This window comes from Cohnella sp. AR92 (assembly GCF_003990975.1).
Lineage (GTDB): Bacteria > Bacillota > Bacilli > Paenibacillales > Paenibacillaceae > Cohnella.
In genome coordinates this window covers 92424-116782 of sequence record NZ_RZJR01000004.1, presented here as the reverse complement: position 1 = coordinate 116782, position 24359 = coordinate 92424, and the positions used below count along the sequence as shown (strand labels likewise).

Sequence of the window (24359 nt, the reverse complement as noted above, 5' to 3'; positions counted from 1 at the left end):
CCCCCTGCTCAATTCCCTAGGATATAATCCGCGAGCAGCCGAACCCCGTAGCCCGATGCTCCGACCGGATAGTAGCTCCGCTCGCTCTTCGCTTGCGAAGTGTTGGCCATGTCGATGTGCACCCACGGCACCCCGCCGGAGAAGCGGCGCAGGAACAGAGCCGCAAGAATCGCTCCGCCGTAAGGAGTCGGCGCCCAGTTCGATAGGTCGGCATAGTCGCTGCGCAGTTGCTCTTCATAATCGTCCATCAGCGGCATCGCCCAGATGCGGTCGCCGCATGCTTCGCCGGCCTTATGAAGCCGCGCGGTCATTCCCGCGTCGCCCCACATGCCGGCAATGCCAAGACCGAGAGCCTGCCCCACGTTGCCGGTCAACGTCGCCACGTCGATCAGCTCCGCCGGATCGAACTTCGCCGCATGAAGCATCGCGTCGGCCATGATCAACCGTCCTTCGGCGTCGGTGTTCTTCACCTGAACGGTCAAGCCGTTCGGGTAGGCGACAACCTCCGAAGGCAAGCAGGCGCCGGGACCGGGAACGTTGTCCGCGATCGGAATCAGGGCGACGACATTGCGCCGCGCCTTCGTACGAACCAGCAGGTCAAGCGCGCCGACGACCGCTGCCGCTCCGCCCATGTCCATTCGGGCGTCGCTGATGTCATTCGCGGTTTTGACGTTCATCCCGCCCATGTCGAAGGTAACTCCCTTACCGACCAGCGCGATCGGCGCCTCACCCGGCACGGGATCGTACACCAGTTCGACGAGAGCGGGCGAATACCTGCTTCCCCGCCCGACGGTCAGAAGCCCGTTCATGCCTCTCTCCGCTAACTCGAGCCCCTTGTACACCTTTATTTTCACGGAAGTGCCGATGAACCGCTCGACGATTCGTTCCGCGAATACGTCCGGATTCAGCCGATCGCCGGGCTCGTTCACCAAGTCGCGGGCCAGCTTGACCGCTTCGACTCGATCGCGGACCCGCTCAATCTCGCTGCCATACTCTTCGGAGGTCAAGAAGTGAAGGCTCTCCATTGGAGAAGACGTGCGGCTGGACCGATATTCATTGAACTCGTACGTTCCGAGAAGCCAGCCTTCCGTCCATGCGGACACGATCTCGTCTTCGCCGAACGCCTCCGAAGAACCGAATGCCAGCGACACGGCAGCGGAACGGAAGCCTGGCTTGCGGAGTGCCCGCCCGGCGATCCCCGCCGCTTCGCGAACCCGCTCCAGGGTTAACTCCTCCCGGCGTCCAAGACCGATGACCAGATAGTGACGTTCACCCCGGCGTCCGAAGAACCAGGTCGCTTCCCCTCTCTTAGCCATATATGGGACAAGCTCGAACGGAAGCCCGGAAGCTTCCGCCGCTCCTTCAAACGAGGGATATACGATCGCTTCCTCCCCGGCGAGGCTGGAACGGCCCGACGTAATCGCAAGCTCCGTCATCCCCCTTCGCCTCCCGCGTCGTTCGGCTCGAAATCCAGGTTCGCCAGCTCGTAGATCGCTCTGGCATAAATGGCCGTCGCCTTGATCAACTGTTCGACGCTTACCGTCTCATCCCCCTGATGGGCGGTGGATTTCGTACCCGGGAACTCCATGCCGAAGGCAACCCCGTTCGGGATCAGCGCCCCGTATGTTCCTCCTCCGGTAGACAAGAGCGCCGGCTCCCGCCCCGTTTCTTCCTCATACACTCGTTGAAGCATGCGAATCATCGGATATTCGTCCGGCACATGGTGCGGATTTTTGAGGATCGGGGTGTCCACCTGGAAGCCGTATGAGGCGACCCGCTTGGAGATATGGTCCAGAATGAAGTCGGAGGTCCCGCATGCCGGGTATCTCAGGTTCAGATGGAAGAACGACGGCTCGCCGGGAGCATACTCGAGAATGCCGCAGTTGATCGTAAGCGCGCCCGTCACGTCGTCGCTCATGGCCACGCCGAAGGCATGCCCCAGGCAGTCCCCGTGCAGATGATCGTTCACGCAAGCCACGTATCGTTCCGCATCCGGCTGCAGCGACAAGCGGCGAAGGAAGTGGAGAAGCTCAAGCGCCGCGTTGCGGCCGAGATGCGGCTCCATGCCGTGCGCGGATACGCCCTTAAGGCGAAGCGTCAGCGCTTTGTCCTCCCGCGAGGCGCTTCCTTCCATCCCTTTGTCCATGCAATATTGCGTGAAGCCGGCCGCCAACGCTTCCAGGTTCGCCTCTTCCCCTTCGAGGAAGGCAACCGCATTCTCCGGCACCATGTTGGCCGTGCCGCCGCCATGGAAGGCCTTCAGGCAGAACTCGGAGCCGTCAGCCCTACCTTCCGAGTCCGAGTCTCCCGAAGCGGTCAGCAGCACCTTGACGTTGATCTGCCCCTTCTCCGCGCGCACGATCGGAAATTCCGCATCCGGCGTGAAGCCGCAGATCGGGGGCTTCTCCAGCTTGCGGTACATCGTCATGCAATCGCAGGCATGCTCCTCGTCCGTGCCGAAGATGAGGCGAACGTTATGCTTAGCCGGCAAGCCGAGCTCCTTCACGATCTTCAGCGCATAGAACGCCGCCATCGCCGGGCCCTTGTCGTCGATCGCTCCTCTGGCATATAGCTGGCCATCCCGAATCTCCGGCTCGAATGGAGGCGCGGTCCATTCTCCGCTAGCCGGAACGACGTCCAGATGGCAGAGCACCGCCACGTAATCGCCCGACTCCGAAGGAGCGTACTCCGCGTAGCCCGCATAACCTTGCAGATCCTTCGTCTCGAATCCGGCTTCTTCCCCGAGCCGAAGCATATAATTCAAAGCCTCCGAGATCCCTTCGCCCATGGGCTTGCCGGGTCCGGAGGTGCCTAGATCCTTCACGCTATTTATACGCAGAAGCGCGAAGAGATCGGCCAACAGCCGATCCTTCCGCTTCTCTGCTTCTTTGTTCCAATCTATAACTCCGTTTCGATCCGAGAGATCGGCTAGTAGCCGATCCTTACGCTTCTCCGCTTCTTTATTCCAATCCATAACTCCGTTTCGATCCGAGAGATCGGCCAACAGCCGATCCTTACGCTTCTCTGCTTCTTTGTTCCAATCCATGGCTTCCACTCCGTTCCTCATGCCTTCATCGCCGCCTGATCGCTCTCGCTGCCATAGAGGTGGCAAGCCACCCAGTGGTTCGGGCGAGCTTCCCGCCACTCGGGAGCCTTGTTCTTGCAATGCTCGGTCGCGAACGGACAGCGGGTCCGGAAGCGGCATCCGCTTGGCGGGTCGATCGGGCTTGGCAGATCGCCTTGCAGCAGCTGTCTCTTGCGCTCCCGCTCCAGACGAGGGTCGGGAATCGGGATCGCCGTCAGCAGAGCCTGAGTATAAGGATGAAGGGGCTCGTCGAACAGGTCGTCGCTCGTCGCAAGCTCCACCATGCCGCCGAGATACATGACGCCGATCCGGTCGCTGATATGCTTGACCATCGACAGGTCATGGGCAATGAACAGGTAGGTCAGGCCGCGCTCTCGCTGGAGCTTCTGCAGCAGGTTGACGACCTGAGCCTGAATCGATACGTCGAGCGCCGAGATCGGCTCGTCCGCGATGATGAATTCCGGGTCGACCGCAAGGGCGCGGGCGATCCCGATCCGCTGCCTCTGGCCGCCGGAGAATTCGTGCGGGAACCGCTTCGCGTGCTCGGCGTTCAGGCCGACGGTCTCGAGCAGCTCCACGACGCGCTTCGAACGTTCTTCGCGGTTCTTGGCCAAGCCGTGCGCGTCCATGCCTTCGGCGATAATGTCTTCGACGTTCATCCGTTGGTTCAAGGATGCATAGGGGTCTTGGAAAATCATCTGGATTTGGCGGGTCAGCTTCTTCAGCTCCGCCTTCGACTTCGTTCCGTGCACCGGCTCGCCGTCGAACAGGACGGTACCTTCCGTCGCGTCGTAGAGACGGATCAGCGTACGGCCGAGCGTGGACTTGCCGCAGCCCGATTCTCCGACCAGGCCGAACGTCTCGCCCTGATAGATCTCGAACGAGACGCCGTCGACGGCCTTCAGCGTCTTGCCGCTTCCCACCTGAAAATGCCTCTTCAGGTTATTCACTTGAACGAGCGGCTTCTTCTTCGGATTCGCCATTAACGCTCGCCTCCTTCATGAACTCCCGAAGGAGCGTTGACTTTGGGCGCTCTAGGATCCTGAAGCCAGCATGCGGCGCTGTGCGTAACCGAGTGAGAGGTATACGCCGGCATCTTCGCGACGCATACCTCCATCGCATGCGGGCAGCGGGCCGCGAACGGGCAGCCGACAGGCGGGAACATCAGGTCCGGTGGAGTGCCCGGAATCGCCGTCAGCTCGCTGCTCTTCTCATGAAGCTTCGGCATGGAGGCGAGCAGTCCCCACGTATACGGATGCTTCGCGTCGTAGAACAGCTCGTCTACCGTTCCCGTCTCGACGATGATTCCCGCATACATGACGGCAACCCTCGCCGCCGATTCGGCCACCACTCCGAGATCGTGCGTGATCAGGATGATCGACGTTCCCGTCTCCTCCTGGATCTTCTTCATGAGCTCCAGAATCTGCGCCTGAATCGTAACGTCGAGCGCGGTCGTCGGCTCGTCCGCGATCAGCACCTTCGGGCTGCAGGCCAGCGCCATCGCGATGACGACGCGCTGCCTCATTCCGCCGGACAGCTGGTGCGGATACTGCTTGACGCGCTTCTCCGGGCTCGGAATGCCGACCAGCGCGAGCAGTTCGATCGCCTTGGCCGTCGCTTCCGCCCCGCCTAGCTTGCGGTGCTTCTTCAGAACTTCGATGATCTGCTTGCCCACGGTCATCGTCGGATTGAGCGAGGTCATCGGATCCTGGAAAATCATCGAGATCTCCGAGCCGCGAATGTTCTGCATCCGCCGCTCGGAGACGCTCGCGAGATTCTCTCCCTCGAAGAGAATCTCGCCTCCGCGAATCTTCGCGTTCTTAGCAAGCAAGCGCATTATGCTCTTCGAAGTCACGGACTTGCCCGAACCGGACTCTCCTACGATCGCCAGCGTCTCGCCTTTGTTCAAGTCGAAGCTGACGCCCCGGACCGCTTGAACCTCTCCGATATAAGTTCGGAACGCAACCTCCAGATCGCGTACCTGAAGCAATGTTTGGCTCATCGTTCTCCCCCCTGTCCTACCTTATTTGCGCATCCGCGGATCCAGCGCGTCGCGCAGGCCGTCGCCCAGAATATTGAACGCTACCATGATGACGACGATAACAAGCGCTGGGTACAACAGCAGATAGAAGTGCGAATTGAGCGTCTGGAAGCCGTCGTGGATCAGCACGCCCAGGGAAGCCTGAGGCGATTGGAGGCCCAGCCCGATGAAGCTCAGGAAGGCTTCGGTGAAGATCGCCGACGGGATCGTGAACATCGTATTGATGACGATCATGCCGATCGTGTTCGGTATCAAATGCTTCATGATAATCTGGGTATTCGAAGTCCCTAGCGTCCGGGCCGCGAGAACGAACTCCTGCTGCTTCAGCTTCAGGATCTGGGCGCGAACGAGCCGCGCCATGCCTACCCAGCCGGTAATCGACATGGCGACCATGATCGTGAAGATGTTGGCCTTCATGATCATCATCAGCAGGATGATAATGATAAGGCTCGGAACGCCGATCAGAATCTCGATGATCCGCTGCATCGCGTTATCGACTTTGCCGCCCTTCAGCGCGGAGATCGCGCCATAAGCGACGCCGACCACCAGGTCCAGCGCCGCGGCCAGAACGGCGATCAGAAGCGAGATGCGCGTGCCTTGCCAGATCCGCGCCCACTGGTCGCGGCCGAATTTGTCGGTGCCGAACCAATGCTCGGAGCTGGGAGATTGATAGACGGCCGAATAATTGGTCTGCGCATACGAGTACTTCGTCAGCCATGGCCCGATGATCGCCAGAATGACCATGATGGCAAGCAGAATCAAGCTGATGACCGCCGCCTTATTCTGACGAAGCCTCCGCCAGCTATCTTGGAAAGCGGAAAGCGCAGGCCGGGAGATCCGTTCCTGCTCGCCGCTCTCCTGGCGAACGGGGACGAACAAGTTGTCTAAAGAATCCGATGGTGCTTGCATCTCCGCTCACTCCCTTCCCGATCCGAGACGAATCCGCGGATCTACCAAGCTGTACAGAATATCGACGAGAAGCATGACGACGACATAGAACGCGCTGTAGAAAATGGTGACGCCCATGATCGTCGCGTAATCGTTCGTCTTGATCGAGTCGACGAACAGGCTGCCGATCCCCGGGATGCCGAAGATGTTCTCGATAACGAGCGAGCCGGTAAGCAGATTGACGATGATCGGTCCCAGGATCGTGATGACCGGAATCAGCGAGTTCCGCACCGCGTGACGGGACAGGATCGCCATCTGGCCGAGGCCCTTCGCCTTCGCGGTCACGATGTAATCCTGTTGCAGCACCTCAAGCATCTCCGTACGGACGAACCGCGCGATTATGGCGATTACCCCTACCGACAGAGCGATGGAAGGCAGCACGGAGCTATCGTAACTTTCCCAGAACGCGACCGGAAGAATTCCCCATTTTAACCCGATATAGTATTGCAGCAAGGCGGCGAGAACGAAGTTCGGAATCGACACGCCCAGCACCGAGATAATCATCGCGGCGTAATCCCAGCCGGAGTTATGCCGATAGGCCGCGAGCACGCCTAGGATGAGCCCGATGACGGTTCCCAGCAGGATGGCTTGAAGGCCGACCAACGCGGATGGATAGATCCGATCGACGATGATATCCTTCACGTCTTGCCCGGTGTAATAAATCGAGGTCCCAAGGTCCCCTTTGACGATATTGCCTATATAGTTGACGTACTGAACGAACACCGGCTTGTCCAGCCCGTAGCTTGCGTAGATTTGGTCCCGCTGGTCTTGCGTCAGCAAGGCGAGCTTCTCCTCGTCGAACGGAGTGCCCGGCAGGTTCTTCATCAGAAAGAAGGTTGCTGTCGTGATAATAAATAGGGTAATGACTAGATAGACGACTCGTTTGGCGATATACCTTTTCATTCTTTCACCTCTTTGGCGTGAAAAGAAAGAAGGAGAGAAGTTGCCCGCTCTCCTTCCCGACTATCTGGTGGGATTATTGTGCGACAGCGCTCTTGAATTCAACCGGGTTGCCGTAAGGGTGGTAGATCAGGCCCGTTACGCTCGACTTCTGCAGGTAAGAGTAGCCGCCGAAGTAGATCGGAGCGACAACCGCGTCCGTCTCTACCAGAAGCTTCTCGGCTTGCAGCAGCATGTCGGCACGCTTCGCGTCATCCGTTTCTTTCTTCGCGTTGGCGATCAGAGTGTCGTACTGGGAGTTGTCGTAGTTGCCGCGGTATGGCGTGTGGTTCGTCCAGAGATCCATGTACGTCATAGCGTCGTCGTAGTCCGCGCCCCAAGCCGTTACGGCCATCTGATAGTTGTTGTTGTCCATCAGCTCGTTGCGAGCCTTGCTCGTCTTCGTGTCGATGGCGACGTCGATGCCGAGGTTGTTCTTGAATTCGCTTTGCAGGAACGTCGCGACGTCCTTCACTTCGGAAGTGTCCGCGATCAGAAGGGTCAGCTTAGGCGCGGAACCGAGTTCCTTGACGCCTTGCGCCCACAGCTCCTTCGCCTGCTCGACGTTCGCTTGAATGACGTTGCCTTGCAGCTCGCGGAACGTCTTCGCGCCGTCGCCGCTCATCAGGTCCGGGATCAGGCCGGTAGCGCCGGCGGAACCGTTGTTCAGGATCGTGGAAGCCAGGATGTTGGAGTCGAACGCCAGGGACAGAGCCTTGCGGATGTTGACGTTGCTCAGGCCATCCGCCTTCGTGTTGAATTGCAGGTAAGTCGTGCGGAACTTGATGCCCGTTCCGAATTCCGGGTTGCTCTTGTTCGCGTCGACATCGGAAGAAGACAGCGTAACGCGGTCGATCTGTCCGGCGTTGTAAGCGTTAAGCGCCGTGCTTTGCTCCTTGATGACCTTCAGGTTGATCGTGTCGGTCTTGACGTTCGCGTTATCCCAGTAAGTCGGGTTCTTCTCGAGAACCGCGCCTGCCGCGATGTCGAACGACTTCAGAACGTAAGGGCCCGCATAGATCAGCTTGTCCGCAGCCAGGCCGTATTGGTCGCCTTGCGACGTTACGAAGGCTTCGTTAAGCGGGAAGTAAGGAACCAAGGAAGTCAGGCGAAGGAAGTACGGAGTCGGTTGCTTCAGCTTAACGACAAGAGTCTTGTCGTCCTTGGCTTCGATCGCGACTTGATCCGCCGTGCCCGTGCCGGCGGCATACTCGGCGCCGCCGACGATGTAGTCGGTCAGGATGAACGAGTAGCCGTTCGTCGAAGTGGTCGGATTCATCTCGCCCAGCCAAGCATACTTGAAGTCGGCTGCGGTAACCGGCGTGCCGTTGCTCCATTGAATGCCGTCGCGAAGCTTGAAGGTATAAGTCAGCTTGTCATCCGAGATGGCAACGTCTTGCGCCAGAGCCGGCTGCGGGTTGTTGTCCGCGTCCAGGCGGTAGAGGCCTTCGCTTACGTTGTTAAGGACAGTGAAGGAGATATCGTCCGACGCCGCCCATTGGCTCAGGTTCTTGATTTCGTTCTCGACATACAGATTAATCGGCTTGCCGGATGGTGCGGCGCCGCCGCTGGCGCCAGCGGATGCGGAAGGACTGGAGCCGTTCGCCGCGTTATCGTTGTTGTTGCCGCAAGCAGCCAGGACTACGGAGAAGACGAGCATTAGCGCCAGCAGTGATAGAGACCCTTTTTTCTTCACAATCGTTCACCTCATGTTGTTATGGTCTAGACAAAACATATAGTTGAACCGAGAGCTTCCGGTTAGCTTGTCCGGCTTGAAACTTAACAATGCCAGCGCTTGCCATCGCCTGTCGGTATAACCCGTTGGCAGGGTGAAGCTTATCGATCGAACAGTCGGAACACGGCGCGATTCTCGCCGACGACCGCTTGGTTGTCATTGACGATCTCCTTCGGAGTCAGGGCGTACATGCGATCGATGGTCGCTTGGTTGTCGTAGCCGATCTGTTCCAGGACGGAAGCGACAATCGTCGCCCACGGCGGCTCGGCCCCATCGATGACCTTAAGCGCGAAAGCCATTCTCTCTTTCTTCAAACCGAAGGCATAGACTCCCTTCGCTCCGCCTTTGGCCACGATGTTTGAATCTTCTAACAACGAGGAACAGATGAATCCATGGCTTGCGATCATGTTCGGGCTTGCATTCATGTACCCTGTCAGTTCGATGACGGCCTCGCGCGTCGCTTCGTCCTCGATCAGATCCGGGCAAGCCAGCTTCAGGTAACCGACCGCCAGGGCTTGAAGCGGAATGCCGAAGACCGGGAAGCCGCAGCCGTCCACCGCGATCTTGATCTCGTCCCGCGGAACTTCCGTCATGTAGGACAGCGTATCCAGAATGCTCTGTTGGACGGGATTGTCGAGGCTCCAATAGGTGTCTACCGGATATCCCAGCTCCTTGCACAGGGCGATAATGCCGAGATGCTTGCCGGAGCAGTTATGATAGATTCGCCGCTTGGGCAATCCTTTCGCGTAGAAATCCGCGCGCGGTTCGTCGTTAAGAGGAACGGTCGGGCACGGGAGCAGCAGCTCTTCCGCGATATCCGCTTTCTTCAGAATCGATTCGAGCGCTTCGATCTGATAAGCTTCGCCGCGCTGGGAAGCCGCGAACAGCGCCGCTTCGCCGCTGGTCAGCCCAAGCTTCTTCGGGACGCCCGCCTTCACGACCGGTATGGCCTGGAACGGCTTGGCCGCCGAACGAAGGAAGGTGACGTGCTGCGCGTTGCCGATCTCCGAGATCAGCTCCTTCTTGTCGTTCACCCCGCAGAGCAAGCCTAAATGCACGTTCTCGAGGATGTTGCCCCGGTACTGCTCAACCAATGGTTGTAGGTTCATCTTGCCAAAGCCTTCTTTCTAGTTGTGTGTGACCTGATGAAGAGCAAGCGCGCCGGCACCCAGCACGATGGATCTTCCATGAAGCTGGGAAGCGATGACTTGGAAGGAATCACGGAAAGGCTCCCAGACGACGACCGAGCAATGCCGGTCCAGCCATTCGAGAATCTCGCCGAACTCTTCAACCAGATCCCCGCTGAGGATAACGGTATCCGGATTATAGAGACAGACGATGTTGTTGATCGTAACCGCGATATGAAGCGCCGCCCGATCGATGATCTCGACCGCCCAAGGCTCATTCGCCCGAACGGCCGCGAACAGCTCGCCGATCTCTCCTATCCCTCTGACCTTGCGCGCTTCGGTAAGAAGCGCCGATTCGTCGATATACGTTTGCAGGCAGCCGCGCTTGCCGCACTCGCACAGATTGCCGTGCGGGTTGATCGTCATGTGCCCGAGCTCGCCCGCGCTGTTCGATCCGCCTCGGAAAATATCGCCGTTGATGATAAGCGAGGAGCCGATACCGGTGCCGACGTTGATCAGAACCGTCTTGTCCGAGCCCTTCGCCGCTCCGAACAGGTACTCTCCGAGGATCTTCACCTTAAGGTCGTTGTCGATGACCGTGCGGATTCCCGTCGACTCCTCGATCTTGCCTGCCAACGGGACTTCGCGCCATCCTAACGTCGAAGAGAATTGCACGACTCCGCCTTCGTAGTCGATAACCCCCGGCGTTCCGATCCCGATGCCGGCGACCTTCGAAGCCGGGATCTTGCGTTCCTCCAGAAGGCCGAGCACGGTGCCCGCCATCAAAACGATGGTCTCTTCGGAACTCGATTCGAGCGAAGTGTGCTTCAGCTCCTTCGCCGTAATCAGCTGCTCCGAGAAATCCATTAGCCCGATTACGATCCGCTTCTTCTGGATGTCGATGCCGATCGTGTACCGTCCGCCGGGCTCGATGTCGAGCATGACCGCCTTGCGCCCCACGCCCGTAGAGGTAAGCGAGGTCTCCCTCACCAGTCCTTCTTCCGCCAGTTCGCCGACGATGCGTCCGACGGAGGTTGCGCTCATCTCGGTGATCTTCGAGATCTCCGAACGGGAGATCGGCCGCCTGGTGCGGATGACATCCAGCACCAATTGCTTATTATGCTGCTTGATCACATCTTGATCTTGCTTGACCGTATGCTTGGAATCCGACATAAGGCACTCCTTCACATTAATAACATCGTGTTATTATTTGAAGACGATTATTGACTTAAATAACAAATAATAAGCAACAAATACTCCCTTGAGGGTCGTTTGGACCCTCGATAACGCCATCAATTATTAACACAATGTTATTAATTAGATACTATCAGCCGAAATCGCGCTCGTCAATCGGCAAAATGCGCATATGTAAACGCCATGTAAGCTATTTTTGGATGATGGATCGGAAATAGCTAACATGCCCGTTACATCCCTGACATTATCTTGAATGTCTGACGAATCCCTCATCGCTGCTTAATCCGCGAAAGAACAACAAAGCCGTTCCCGGTCTTTGGACAGACCGAAGGAACAGCTTTGCGGGGAACTTGCCCTATATTCTTTGCTTTCCGTCATCCTCCTGCTTGAAGCTCGATGTAGGATCTTAATTCCCGATCCGCGAAGACGGCGTTCATGACCGCCTCCTGAGCCTTCCACAGAAGCGCTTCATCCGGCTTATCGGCATAGGAATTCAGCGCGTTCACGGCCGCATTCAACTGCTCGATCTCCTTCTGAGCGGATGTCTTCGCGGTTCCGGTCCATGAGGAGGCAGGCTTCGTCTTCTCCAGCCACTGCTGATGCGCCGTCCGGATAGAGAGAATGGCGTTGCTTTCGGAAGGAGACTCGCCAAGTAGCGCCTGCGACGCGAACCCGGCCACCTTGCCGGCAAGATCGGCGCTCTCGCGCAGGAAGCCTGCATAGTCTTCGACTTCTTTCACTCCCGCAATCTGAATGCTGCCGCTCTCCAGGGCTTTCACGTACACTTCCGTGCCGGCAAGCTTCGAGACCAGCCCATCCGCCTCCGCCTTGGTCGGCGACAGGCCGACATAGACCCGGTATCCGTCCTTCGTGTCCGTCGCTGCCGCGATGCCCTGCTCTCTCAATTTCTTGGCCGCTTCCAACATGCTGTCTTCCGTGCGGAACACTCCATGCTGAAGCACATATAAGGCAACGCTCGGAATGACCGCGCTCTGAGATTGCGAATTCGCCTTCGTTCCCCCCTGCCCTTGGGCTTGAACGGCAGTCCCTTGCTTCGAGCCGTTCGGCTTGGCGGCGGCCGAACCCGAGGCGTTGCCCGCGGAGCTCTGGGATGCCGCCATCGCCGGCACGTCCGTGGAGGGCAGCGGAGAACCTTTATCCGGGAGCAGCGGTTCGCCCGTGAACAGCGTCAGGAGCAGATAGCCGAACAGCCCCCCCGTCGCGATGGCCCCGAACACCGTCAGGAACACCCTCATCCAGGAAGGCCCATCCTCCCGGTACGTATGCCCTCCCCCGCGCAAGCCGTTCACTCCCGCCCATTCCTCTTCCGGATTCTCATATCGGTTCGGCTGGAACGGAGTTTCCGAAGCAGGCTGCAGCGGGCCGCGAGGGAATTCCCTTGGTTCCGCAGGCCGAGAATCTTGAACTCGATAGCCCGGAAAAGGAATCGTCTCCCCGCGTTTGGAGTTCGTATCGCGCTTCTTCCCGTACTCCTTTGCTGCCTTTTTCTCCGGTTGCTCTAGTTCGAACTCATGCCTAAACTCATATTTGCGTTCATCTATTCGTTCTTGACCAAGATCAGGCTTACGCTTCTCCGCCGGCTCACGGTTTAACGTTGAAGCCGGCTCCCGTTCTGTCGTACGAATCATCTCTTCAAGCGCGAGAATATCGTCCTGATAAGGGCTGTTCCATGCTTGATAGTCGGACTTCGCCTTGTTCCGCGAGAGCGGGGCAGACGGCTGCGCCTGCATCGGCGTTTGAATCGTCCCTTGTTCCGCGAATGCCCTGGCAGCTGCGGATTCCGTTCTATCTTCCGGTTCCGGCGTAATAGTCGGCTTCGTATCTTCTTGTTTCGGATCTTCTTGCGCTAGAACGTTAGGCACGGCGGACGCCGGCGTCTTGTTATCGAATCGAAAGGTCATTCGCGCTTTATTCGGCTGCATGAGTCGGCCTCTCCCCTTGTCCCTAATCTATTAAATCCTATGAAGGAGACCCCGGGATTATGTGAGAGAAATGGACGAGCGCCTGCGGGCCGGATTCATCAATTGGGATCATTAGAATTTTATGGTTGCATTATAAAGTCAAACTGTATATAGTCTAACTATATAGTCATACGATATAAAGTCGCGCGTTATAACGAATTGTTGCAGGAGGGTTTGCATGGGAAGAGATAAGCACCTGCCGTTGACGGAGACCGTCTATTACATCCTGTTGGCCTTGACCGAGCCGGCTCACGGCTATCTCATTATTCAGAAGGTGGAGGAGCTCAGCAACGGACAGGTCCGTATGGCTGCGGGAACCCTGTATGGCGCGATCGAGAACCTGATGAAGCTGAAGTTCATTCAGCCCGTGTCGACGGACGAGAACAACAGGCGCAAAGTATATGCCATTACCGACCAAGGGCTGGCTATTCTGAGACTCGACATGGAACGGATGCGGCACATGATTGCCGTGACGGGAGATCGAATTTAAATCGGAATGGAGGAGCAGCGCATGAAAAAATACAAGCACTTCACGAACTTCGACAAGGAAGAGAAATGGTTAAACGACATGGCGAAGCAAGGTTACCGATTCGTTGCAAAAAGGTCGTTCTGCTATGAATTCGCGGCCGACGCGCCGGATAACGCCATTATTAAAGTGGATTACCGCACCTTTAAGAAGAAAGAGGATTTCGAAGAGTACCTCTTCTTATTCGAGGACAGCGGTTGGACGCATCTCTCGGGGTCCAAAAGCTCGGGCTATCAATATTTCAGGAAAGCCGACCCGCGGGGAAGCGACGACATTTTCTCCGATATCGATTCCAAAGCGGGCAGATATAAGCGGTTGGCGGATATGTGGGAGACGATGGCCCTTACCTTCATCCCCATTCTCACGGCGCTCCTCGTTTCCAAAGCGATCGATCCCGGCGTATTGCTGGATCCGAAATCCATCTATTACACGCCTGGGTTATGGGACATGGAAGGAGCCGCTTTCTGGAGGGCATTTCTATTCGAAACGCCCTTCGCCATCCTCAGAGGCTGCTTGTGGGCCATACCGCCGCTCACGTTCGCGCTGTACCTGATCTTCGCGTATAAGGCCCATAAACAATTCAAGCTCACCCAAGAAAACAAGATCATCCGCTAACAACCCCCATGGGCCCCTAGCGATAGGGCTTGAAACGGCAAAGAGAGGCGTGCCTTTGACAAGGCCGCCTCTCTCTTTCTTATTCGCCCTTTCGGCGAATCGCTAGTCCACGTTAAGCTTCCTCTTGCTCCCGAAGCTCTCTCGCCAGGCTGTCCGCGACCTTCCAGATGTCGCCCGCGCCCATCGTGAGAACCAAATCTCCCGGCGCGATGCGGGAAGCAAGCAGCGCCTTGACCTCTTCCTTCGTCGGCACGTACGCGACGTTCGGATTGCTGTTCGCCGCAATCAGCTCCACGAGCCGCTGCGACGTCACGCCTTCGATCCTCTGCTCCCCGGCCGGAGAATAGATATCGGTGATAATTACCTCGTCCGCTTCCTTGAACGCCCTGCTGAACGCGTCCAGCAGGAAGAACGTTCTCGTGTAGCGCTGAGGCTGGAAGACCGCGATAATCCGTTTGCCCGTCGCTTTGGCCGCGAGGATCGTCGCTTCGATCTCCGTGGGGTGATGGGCATAATCGTCGATGATGAGCATGTCCTTCACTTCGCCGAGCACGTGGAAGCGTCTCTTCGCTCCCCGGAACTCGACGATGGCTTCGGCGATCTGCTCGAACGAAAGCCCCGCCTCCAGGCAGACGACGACCGTCGCCAAGGCATTGTAGACATTGTGTCTTCCCGGAACGGAAAGCTCGATGACGCCGAGCGTTTGTCCGTTCTTAGCGACCTGGAACGAAGCGCACCGGTCGCCCAGCACGATGTCCGTCGCGCGATAATCCGCTTGCTCGTTGTCGATCGCATAGGTAATCGCCCGCGTGGACGAGGCTTGCGGCAGAATCTCTTTGACGTTCTCGTCATCCAGGCAGACGACGGCGCTGCCGCCTTGGCGCACGTTGTTCAAGAACTTGACGTACGCTTCCTTCAGCTTGCCGAAGTCTCCCTCATAATTCTCCAAGTGATCCGGCTCGATATTCGTCACCACGGCGATCGCCGGGCTGTATTGCAGGAAGGAGCCGTCGCTCTCGTCCGCTTCCGCGACAACGTATTCGCCGTTGCCCGCTTTGGCGTTCGTGCCGACGTTGACGATCTCGCCTCCGATAATAAAAGTCGGGTCGATCTTGCCGAGCTCCATGACGAGAGCGATCATCGAGGAGGTCGTCGTCTTGCCGTGCGCCCCCGCCACCGCAACGCCCTTGCGGTCGTTCAGTAGACGGGCCAGCATCTGCGCCCGATGCAGCGTCGGAATGTTAAGCTGTTCCGCTTCCTTCCTCTCGACGTTGTCTCTTGGCAATGCGGTCGAATAGACGACCAGATTCGCCCCGTGAACGTTCTTCGCCTCATGGCCGATCGAGATTCGGGCGCCCTTCGCCGCCAGCTTCTCCGTAAGCTCCTGACGCGCGACGTCCGATCCCGTTACTTCATAACCCATCTCCAGCATGACTCGGGCAATCGCGCTCATGCCGTAGCCGCCAATGCCGATAAAATGTACGCGCTGTTCCGTTCGCAACGACGTTTCACCAGCCTTTTTCTGATTTCGATTGATGGAGCAGCCACGAACGGACATCGGCGATGAGGTACAAGGTACCCGTCACGACCGACAGAGTGCGTTCGCCTTCTTGCTCGGCCATCTTGCCAAGGAGATCCAATGCCTGCCGCCAGTCCGGTTCTACGACGATATTCCGGGGGCCGCCCAGCTCGCTTTGCAGCCTCTTCGTCAACTCGGCCAAATCCGCGGCACTCATTTTTCTATGGAAATCCGGCTCGGTAACGATCAACGAATTCACCATTGGTAATATATGCTTAAGTGTTTGCTCGTGATTCTTATTCGGCATCATCGCCAGCATGACATTGAGCGAATCGTACGAATAGACATCCTCCAGGGCATTCGCCAGGGCTTCCATTCCTTCCGGATTATGAGCCCCGTCCACGAGAATGCGCGGGGAACTCGATACCAGCTCCAAGCGTCCTGGCCAAACCGTTTGCTTCAACGCTTCCGACAAGGTCTCTTCGTCGACCATCGTCGCGTAATATTGGCGAAGGACGTCAAGCGTCATGACCGCCACGGCGGCATTCGTTACTTGATGCGCGCCTGCCAGCGAGATATCCAGCGAGTCGTACTTGCGGAAGGTGCCCTCGAAGGAGAACGACTGCCCGCTCTCGGAAGCGAACAGCCTCTCGTAGAAGAACTGCTCGCCAAGCAAATACAAGGATGCGTTCTTCGACGCCGCCGTCCGGCGAATGACTTCGACCGCTTCCGGCTGAGTCGCGGCGGAGACGACGGGAACCCCCGACTTGATGATCCCCGCCTTCTCGCCGGCGATCTCTTCGATCGTGGAGCCCAGAATGTCCATATGATCGTGGCCGATGTTCGTGATGACGCTGATGAGAGGCGTCACGACGTTCGTCACGTCCAATCTTCCGCCGAGCCCGGTCTCCCAGACGACGTAGTCCGGGAAGGACACCGTCGCGTAGTAGAGAATCGCGAGCGCCGTCGTGATCTCGAACATCGTCGGAGGGCCCCATTCCGTCCGGGCGATCTCTTCCGCCAGCGGCTTCAGCCGGTTGACCAGCTTGAGAATCGCGTCGTCCGGAATGTCCTCTCCGTTGTATTGGAACCGATTGGAGAAAGAGGTTATGTAGGGGGATGTGAACATCCCCACATCATAGCCGTTGCTTCTTAACACTCTATCCAGGTAGGAGCAGACGGAGCCCTTGCCGTTCGTGCCCGCGACATGGATGAACTTCAGCCTCCGGTGAGGATTGTTCAGCTTCTCCATCAGAAGCTCCATGCGCTCCAGGCCCGGACGGATGCCGACCGTCGGCATCAATCCGGTAATCCATTCCACCGCTTGCTGCGCCGTCTTGAATTCCCCTTGTTGTTGATCATTCATGATGCTGCGCCTCCATTAGCCGCGAAGCTCTGCGATCCGGGCGAGCACCTTGTCCCGCTTATCCCGATAATCCTCGCCTTTGGCCCGCTCCTGCTCAACGACGTGGGCGGGAGCCTTCGCGATATAGCCTTCGTTCGACAGCTTCTTCTCCACGCGGTCCACCTCGGCGTTCAAGTTCGCCAGCTCCTTCTCGAGGCGGGCGATCTCTTGGCCGATGTCGATCAGGCCGGCAAGCGGCAGATACAGCTCCGCTCCGGTGATCATCGCCGACATCGCCTTGTCCGGCGGCGTCAGCGTCTCTTCGAGGAGCAGCGAGGACGTGTTGCAGAAGCGGCGCACGTACTCTTCGTTCCGCTTGAGAATGCCGCTGGACGACTCGTTCGTCGGCTTGATGTGAAGCTCGATCTTCTTGCCCGGCGTCACGTTCACTTCGGCTCGCACGTTGCGCACGGCGCGAATAGCGTCCATGAGCAAGCTCATCTCGCCCACGGCTTCCGGCGCTTCGAAGGCTTCGTTGTATTGCGGCCAGGATGCCAGCGTAATCGTCTCGCCCGGCTCATGCGGCAAATGCTGCCAGATTTCCTCGGACAGGTACGGCATGAACGGATGCAGCAAGCGGAGCGTCCGATCGAGCACGTAGGCCAGCACGGATTGAGTGCTTTTCTTCGAAGCTTCGTCCGTTCCGTACAGCGTCAGCTTGGCGAATTCGATGTACCAGTCGCACAGATCGTCCCAGATGAAGTTGTACAGCAGGCGTCCGGTCTCCCCGAACTCGTAGCTCTCCATCAGGCGGGTGATATCCCGCGTCGTCTCGTTGAACCGATGCAGGATCCAGCGGTCCGCGGTAGATAAGGAGCCCTTGAGATCGATGTCTTCCACGCCGAAGCCTTCGAGATTCATCAGCGCGAAGCGGGAAGCGTTCCAGATCTTGTTGGCGAAGTTGCGCGCCTGCTCGACCTTCTCCCAACGGAAGCGCAGGTCTTGGCCCGGCGTGCTGCCCGTCGAGATCATGTAGCGCATCGCGTCCGCGCCGTACTTCTCGATAACCTCGAGAGGGTCGACGCCGTTGCCCAGGGACTTGGACATCTTCCGGCCTTCCGCGTCGCGAACGAGACCGTGGATCAGCACGTCCTTGAACGGGATGGACTCGGTGAATTCGAGCGCGGTGAAGATCATCCGGGCAACCCAGAAGTAGATGATATCGTATCCGGTCACGAGAACGTCGGTCGGATAGTAACGCTTCAAATCTTCCGTGTTCTCCGGCCAGCCGAGCGTCGAGAACGGCCACAGCGCCGAGCTGAACCACGTATCGAGGACATCGTCGTCCTGTCTCCAAGGCGAGCCCGGTTCGTCCGCCCCTTGCGGCGCGTCGATGCCGACGTGAATCTCTCCGGTCTCCTCATGGTACCAAGCCGGAATGCGATGGCCCCACCACAGCTGGCGGGAGATACACCAATCGCGCACGTTCTCGATCCAATGCAGATAGATCTTCTCGAAGCGGTCCGGAACGAAGTTTACGCCTTGGCCGGACTTCTGCGAGCCGATCGCCTTCTCGGCCAGCGGCTTCATCGCCACGAACCATTGCGTGGACAGATACGGCTCGACGACCGCGCCAGAGCGCTCGCTGTGGCCGACCTGGTGAACGTGGTCCTCGATCTTGATGCAGACGCCTTGCTCCTGCAGGTCCTTCACGATCTGCTTGCGGCAGTCCGCGCGATCCATTCCTTGGTACGGGCCCGCGTTCTCGTTCATCTTGCCGCTCTCGTCCATGACGATGATCTGCGGCAGGTCATGGCGCGAGCCGACCTCGAAGTCGTTCGGATCGTGCGCCGGCGTAATCTTGACGGCACCGCTGCCGAATTCCTTCTCGACGTATTCGTCGCCGATAATCGGAATCTCGCGATTCACGATCGGAAGCTTCAGCATCTTGCCGATCAGGTGCTTGTAGCGCTCGTCTTCCGGATGGACGGCGACCGCGGTATCCCCGAGCATCGTCTCCGGACGGGTCGTGGCTACCGTCAGATGGCCGCTTCCGTCCGCCAGAGGATACTGGAGGTGGTAGAGATGGCCGTTTACTTCCTTGTATTCGACCTCGATATCCGACAGGGCCGTGCGGGCCGCCGGATCCCAATTGATGATCCGCTTGCCGCGATAGATAAGTCCCTTCTCGTACAGGCGGACGAATACTTCGCGAACCGCGCGGGACAGCCCCTCGTCCAGCGTGAAGCGCTCGCGGGAGTAGTCCAGGCTCAGGCCCATCTTCGACCATTGGCTGCGGATGGTGTTCGCGTATTGGTCTTTCCATTCCCATACCTTGTCCAGGAACGCCTCTCGTCCCAAGTCGTAGCGGGATTTGCCTTCCTCGCGGAGCTTCTGCTCTACCTTCGTCTGCGTGGCGATGCCGGCGTGGTCGGTACCCGGCAGCCACAGCGCGTCGAACCCTTGCATCCGCTTGAAGCGGATGAGGATGTCCTGCAGCGTGAAGTCGAGCGCATGGCCAATGTGAAGCATCCCGGTCACGTTAGGAGGCGGGATTACGATCGTGTATTTAGGTGCGTCCGGCCGGCGGCCGGCTTGAAAATATCCGCCCTTCGTCCAAGCGTCATACCATTTGCGCTCGGCATTCGTCGGGTCGTAGGTCGTCGGCATCGAGGCCGAATTCCGTTCTTGGGATTCGCTCATTGAGAACCATACCTCCATAGGGACAAAAAATACAAAAACCTCCCGTCACAAAGGACGAAAGGCTCGCTTCCGTGGTACCACCTTCATTCCGATCGCCCTTCTTGTCCGGCTGATCGGCGCTTGAACGCATGTTAACGGCTGCCACCGCCCCGTTCTACGGCAAGCTTCAAACGGGAGACTCCAGGGCGACTTCAGCAGCGGCCTGCCTGCGGAACCTTACAGCGATGCCTAAGGCACCGATTCCGCTCTCTGTAGGGGCGAACTGCATACTATTCCCTTTCCACGTCTTTATTCCCCTATGATACCTTTTCTGCGGGGTCACAGTCAATATGGCCCATTTTCCAACAAGAGGAATCCGATTATCGCCTAAATCGTACAGGTTCGAGGTCAATGTCGTTCTAGCGGAAAATGGTGTCGGGAGAGAAGACGGAAAAGTTGAGAAAACACTGGGTTTAAGGCGGCGGCGTAGGCGGAGCGGCAACGAGAACAGGACCGCCGGATAACCGGCGGCCCATTCGCGGCATGGCTCTTATGGAATGTAGAGAATCTGGCCTTCCGTTACGTGAGGATCGAGCAGGCGGTTATGCAGCTGGAGCTCTCGAACCTGCACATTGTAGCGCGTTGCGATGGCGTCCAACGTATCCTCGCGCTGAACGATGCAAAGCTTGAACTTGCGGAAGGTGTTGACGGCCCCGCTCTTCGCCAGGAAAAGCCGGGTCCACTCCACCTCGTCGCCGGAGGAATCGGCGGAAGACGAGTTCGCTTGCAGCGATGCGTTCGTTTGCGCGGCCAAGGCGGCCTGATCGGCCTGATTCGCCTCCTCGGCGATCCTTAGCTCGGCTTCCCGCCGCGCTCCCTTCTCGCCAAGCTGAGACAGAATTCCGACGCCGAGGGGAGAGGAAGCCGCCGAAGCGGAAGACTTGGCGTTCAAGCCGACCTTGAGCTCCGGCTTCTCTTCCGCGGGCGGCTGCGCGGGCGCCGGTTCCGCATGAACGTACGATTCCGCGGACGCTCCCGGAACAGCAGGCGCTTCAGGCTCGGCGGGTACCTCAGGCGCCGCCGATATGCCGGGCACGGCGGGTACGGACGGCGCTGACGGAACCGAGGAGATTCCCGGAATGGAAGAATCCTCTTGCGCCTTCGGCTCCACGCGCTCCTGCGACAGATCGCCCCAAGGCTGCGGCGAATAACTTGCGCCGTAAGCCGGTTCTGCCGGGGCGGGAGACGGCTCCGGAGGCCGATAGGAATAAGGAGCGGATTGTCCATATCCGAATGCATTCGGAGGGAACGGGTACGGCTCCGGTTCTGGCTCCTCGATCTGCGGCAGATAAACGGGCGGCGCGGCGTACTCCGCCGGAGGAGCATGCGCAGGGTTCTGCTCTCTCTGCGAATAAGACTCGTACCAGGAGTAATCGGGAGAAGGATAACCGGGATACCCGCTTCCCCCCGCCCCGTTCCTGTCGTCCTCCGAAGCTTGCTCTTCGGCTTGCGTTGCTTCCGGCGGCGCTTGATGGACGACCGTGAAGCTGTCCTCCTGCCAGACCGGCGCTTGCGGAACCGACACCTGCAGCCCTCTTAACCCCAGGACTCCCGTTACATTGAGCGAACGAGTAGACAACAGATCGACGTCGAAGTTGTCTATCTCCACGGCCAGGTCTTCCAATCTCTCTACGCGTCCGAGCGGCAGGGAGATCTCGACGGGAATCCAATGCTCCAGCTGCCTGGTTTCGGAACGCTCTTCCTCGGAGCGATAGGAGCCTGTCAGCAGCAGATGCCCGCGCAAGAGAATCTGGTCATCTACCGTCAATGCCTGCATATGCGGAACCAATTCAATCTCTTCCAATTCTTCGATGGCCGCGACATCATCGGGGAGGTGAACTCTCTCGAAAATATCGAAGCGAAGCCCATTGTACGACTCAGTCAAGCCTAGTCCTCCTTTCGGGGAGATATCTCTGCCAATTCAGGGGTGGCACAGCTTACTACTTATCTATATGCCGTCCTAACTCGGGCATGCCTATAGAAATAGAACAGCTCCCGAGCCTGTCCCGGGAAGGGACGGCATCAGGAGCTATAGCAAGAGCGCCTCGTTGTCAGAACTTGGACAGGGCCGTGCGGAAAGCGGCGACCGAGGCGTCGATATCCGCTTCCGTATGCGACGTGGACAGGAACCAGCCCTCGAACTGGGAAGGAGGAATGTTGATCCCTTCATCCAGCAATCGGGCGAATACGGTCTTGAACCGTTCCGTGTTGGACGTGCGGGCGATCTCGAAGTTGATAACCTGCTTGTCGGTGAAGAACGGGCATACCATCGACCCGACTCGGTTGACGGTCAGCGGAACGCCGAACTCGGCCGCCGCTTTCTCCAGGCCGGCTTGCAGCCGGACCGCCAAGCGTTCCAGCATTTGATAGGCTTCCGGCGTCATCTTGCTCAAGGTCGTGTATCCGGCCGTCATCGCTAGCGGATTGCCCGACAGCGTTCCGGCTTGGTAGATCGGTCCGACCGGCGCGATCTTCTCCATGATGTCGCGGCGTCCGCCGTAGGCGCCAACCGGCAGACCCCCGCCGATGACCTTGCCCATGCAGGTAAGGTCCGGGGTGATGCCGTAGAGGCCTTGAGCGCTGTTATAGCCGACGCGGAAGCCGGTCATGACTTCGTCGAAGATCAAGAGCGCTCCGTACTTCGTCGTCAAGTCGCGCAAGCCTTGCAAGAAGCCGGGCAGCGGAGGAACGACGCCCATGTTGCCGGCGACCGGCTCCACGATGACCGCCGCGATCTCTTCTCCGAACTTCTCGAAAGCAAGCTTAGCCGACTCGATGTCGTTGTAAGGAACCGCGATCGTGTGGGTCGCGATGCTCTCCGGCACCCCCGGGCTGTCCGGAAGGCCGAGCGTCGCCACGCCGGAGCCGGCTTTGATCAACAGGCTGTCCGCATGGCCGTGATAGGAGCCTTCGAACTTCAGGATCTTGCTTCGGCCCGTATAGCCGCGAGCCAGACGCAGGGCGCTCATCGTCGCCTCCGTTCCGGAGTTGACCATGCGCACGATCTCGACGGACGGCATGCGCTCGCATACGAGCTCGGCCATCTTGGTCTCGAGCTCGGTAGGCGCCCCGAAGCTGGTTCCCTTCGCGGCCGCCTGCTGCAGAGCCTCGACGACTTCCGGATGCGCGTGTCCGATAATAAGCGGTCCCCAAGACAGCACGTAATCGATATAGCTTTGCCCATCGATATCGTAAATACGGCTGCCTTCGCCGCGTTCGATGACAAGCGGAGTGAGCCCGACGGACTTGAAGGCCCGAACCGGGCTGTTGACTCCGCCGGGAATGAAGCGCTTGGCGCGCTCGAAAGCTTCTTTGGAACGCGAATCGGAACGAATTCGACGAGTATCTGTCATTATCGACACTTCCCTGCTATCAGTATTGGAAAACTCCGCGAGGAGGTTGAGGCCATCGGTTTATCGGTTTCGGTTCATCGGTTCTTCGATTTCTTCGCCGTACTTCGCCGATCGAATTCTTTATATTACTTAGCCTCGCAGCCATCTTGCCGCGTCCTTGGCGTGATAGGTAATGATCACGTCCGCTCCCGCGCGCTTCATGCCCGTCAGCGTCTCGAGAACGATGGCGCGTTCGTCGATCCATCCCTGCATGGCGGCGGCTTTGACCATCGAGTACTCCGCGCTTACGTTGTAGACGGCGACCGGCAGATCGAATCGGTCCTTGAGCAGCCGGAGGATGTCCAGATATGCCAGCCCCGGCTTCACCATCAGCATGTCGGCGCCTTCTTCCACGTCGGACTCAGCCTCGCGAAGCGCTTCGCGGGAATTCGCCGGATCCATCTGGTACGTCTTGCGATCTCCGAACTGAGGCGCCGATTGCGCGGCCTCGCGGAACGGTCCGTAATAAGCGGACGAGTACTTGACCGCATAAGACATGATCGGGATATCCTCGAAGCCCGCCGCATCCAGTCCGGCGCGAATCGCGGCGACGAAGCCGTCCATCATATTGGAAGGCGCGATGATGTCGGCGCCCGCCTCCGCTTGCGAGACCGCCGTGCGGACGAGCAGCTCCAGCGACTCGTCGTTATCGATAACCGCCGCCGCCTTGGTATGATGGACGACGCCGCAATGTCCGTGATCGGTAAACTCGCACAGGCAAGTATCCGCCACGACGAGCAGTTCAGGAGCGATCTCCTTGATTCTCCTCGTCGCCTGCTGTACGATTCCGTCTTCCCCGTAAGCGCCCGTTCCCGCGCTGTCCTTGTGCTCGGGAATCCCGAACAGCAGCACCGCTTGGATGCCGGCGTCGACCAGCTCGCGAACCTCTTCTTCCAGACGGTCGATCGACCATTGATAGACGCCCGGCATGGACGGAATCTCGTTCTTGACTCCTTCGCCGTAAATAACGAAGATCGGCGCGATCAGATCGTTGACGTGCAAATAATTCTCCCTCACCAGGCTGCGAAGAGCAGCCGTGCGGCGGAGCCTGCGATGGCGATTAATGGGGAATCCCATAAAACTCATCTCCTTGATTTTGTTCCGGCTCTCTAACCCGATGTTGTCGGGTTACAGCTGGACCTAGCTCATGCTCGGGCTCCCTAACCCGA

Annotated in this window: 18 protein-coding genes and 1 other annotated feature; of the genes, 2 read left to right on the top strand and 16 right to left on the bottom strand. The window is 58.5% G+C overall.

Annotated features, from left to right (window positions below):
* Positions 1–8: 8 nt before the first annotated feature.
* From ELR57_RS07630 to ELR57_RS07585, 10 genes are all read right to left on the bottom strand, one after another.
* Positions 9–1436 carry a leucyl aminopeptidase family protein gene (locus tag ELR57_RS07630; protein ID WP_126958433.1) on the bottom strand — a complete coding sequence of 476 codons (1428 nt, stop codon included), beginning with the start codon at positions 1434–1436 and terminating at the stop codon, positions 9–11.
* Complete coding sequence (gene pepV, locus ELR57_RS07625) at positions 1433–3067, bottom strand: dipeptidase PepV (protein WP_238162438.1); 1635 nt, start codon at positions 3065–3067, stop codon at positions 1433–1435. The genes ELR57_RS07630 and pepV overlap by 4 nt, the downstream gene beginning before the upstream one ends.
* Positions 3064–4068 carry an ABC transporter ATP-binding protein gene (locus ELR57_RS07620; protein ID WP_126958432.1) on the bottom strand — a complete coding sequence of 335 codons (1005 nt, stop codon included), beginning with the start codon at positions 4066–4068 and terminating at the stop codon, positions 3064–3066. Before ELR57_RS07620 ends, pepV begins: the two co-directional genes overlap by 4 nt.
* Positions 4068–5087: an ABC transporter ATP-binding protein gene (locus tag ELR57_RS07615; protein ID WP_126958431.1), complete on the bottom strand. Its 1020-nt coding sequence runs from the start codon at positions 5085–5087 to the stop codon at positions 4068–4070. Before ELR57_RS07615 ends, ELR57_RS07620 begins: the two co-directional genes overlap by 1 nt.
* A gap of 21 nt (positions 5088–5108) precedes the next feature.
* On the bottom strand, positions 5109–6035 hold the full coding sequence (locus ELR57_RS07610) for an ABC transporter permease (protein WP_126958430.1): 927 nt from the start codon (positions 6033–6035) through the stop codon (positions 5109–5111).
* 6 nt (positions 6036–6041) lie between these two features.
* Positions 6042–6977 carry an ABC transporter permease gene (locus ELR57_RS07605; RefSeq protein ID WP_126958429.1) on the bottom strand — a complete coding sequence of 312 codons (936 nt, stop codon included), beginning with the start codon at positions 6975–6977 and terminating at the stop codon, positions 6042–6044.
* A gap of 73 nt (positions 6978–7050) precedes the next feature.
* Complete coding sequence (locus tag ELR57_RS07600) at positions 7051–8709, bottom strand: peptide ABC transporter substrate-binding protein (RefSeq protein ID WP_126958428.1); 1659 nt, start codon at positions 8707–8709, stop codon at positions 7051–7053.
* Positions 8710–8849: 140 nt separating this feature from the next.
* Positions 8850–9857 carry an asparaginase gene (locus ELR57_RS07595; protein ID WP_126958427.1) on the bottom strand — a complete coding sequence of 336 codons (1008 nt, stop codon included), beginning with the start codon at positions 9855–9857 and terminating at the stop codon, positions 8850–8852.
* Positions 9858–9875: 18 nt separating this feature from the next.
* Positions 9876–11048, bottom strand: a complete 1173-nt coding sequence (locus ELR57_RS07590) for an ROK family transcriptional regulator (protein ID WP_126958426.1) — start codon at positions 11046–11048, stop codon at positions 9876–9878.
* A 395-nt stretch (positions 11049–11443) separates the two neighbouring features.
* Positions 11444–13012, bottom strand: a complete 1569-nt coding sequence (locus ELR57_RS07585; RefSeq protein WP_126958425.1) for an SPOR domain-containing protein — start codon at positions 13010–13012, stop codon at positions 11444–11446.
* Positions 13013–13229: 217 nt separating this feature from the next.
* Between ELR57_RS07585 and ELR57_RS07580 the strand changes: the two genes are divergently transcribed.
* Positions 13230–13541, top strand: a complete 312-nt coding sequence (locus ELR57_RS07580) for a PadR family transcriptional regulator (protein WP_126958424.1) — start codon at positions 13230–13232, stop codon at positions 13539–13541.
* A 21-nt stretch (positions 13542–13562) separates the two neighbouring features.
* Positions 13563–14192: a DUF2812 domain-containing protein gene (locus ELR57_RS07575; protein ID WP_126958423.1), complete on the top strand. Its 630-nt coding sequence runs from the start codon at positions 13563–13565 to the stop codon at positions 14190–14192.
* A gap of 112 nt (positions 14193–14304) precedes the next feature.
* Here the strand turns inward: ELR57_RS07575 and murC are convergent, their stop codons facing one another.
* The 6 genes from murC to hemB form a co-directional block, all read right to left on the bottom strand.
* Positions 14305–15693: a UDP-N-acetylmuramate--L-alanine ligase gene (gene murC, locus ELR57_RS07570; RefSeq protein WP_192896544.1), complete on the bottom strand. Its 1389-nt coding sequence runs from the start codon at positions 15691–15693 to the stop codon at positions 14305–14307.
* 7 nt (positions 15694–15700) lie between these two features.
* A complete protein-coding gene (locus ELR57_RS07565; RefSeq protein ID WP_126958421.1) occupies positions 15701–17077 on the bottom strand; it encodes a bifunctional folylpolyglutamate synthase/dihydrofolate synthase in 1377 nt (458 codons plus the stop codon).
* 15 nt (positions 17078–17092) lie between these two features.
* Positions 17093–19759 (bottom strand): valine--tRNA ligase, encoded by a 2667-nt coding sequence (locus tag ELR57_RS07560; RefSeq protein WP_126958420.1) that lies wholly within the window; start codon positions 19757–19759, stop codon positions 17093–17095.
* A gap of 47 nt (positions 19760–19806) precedes the next feature.
* Positions 19807–20051, bottom strand: a binding site (T-box leader).
* A 237-nt stretch (positions 20052–20288) separates the two neighbouring features.
* Complete coding sequence (locus tag ELR57_RS07555) at positions 20289–21683, bottom strand: LysM peptidoglycan-binding domain-containing protein (protein ID WP_126958419.1); 1395 nt, start codon at positions 21681–21683, stop codon at positions 20289–20291.
* Positions 21684–21849: 166 nt separating this feature from the next.
* Entirely contained in the window at positions 21850–23151 is a 1302-nt protein-coding gene (gene hemL, locus ELR57_RS07550) for a glutamate-1-semialdehyde 2,1-aminomutase (protein WP_126958418.1), read from the bottom strand.
* 129 nt (positions 23152–23280) lie between these two features.
* Positions 23281–24267: a porphobilinogen synthase gene (gene hemB, locus ELR57_RS07545; RefSeq protein WP_126958417.1), complete on the bottom strand. Its 987-nt coding sequence runs from the start codon at positions 24265–24267 to the stop codon at positions 23281–23283.
* Between the last annotated feature and the right edge of the window lie 92 nt (positions 24268–24359).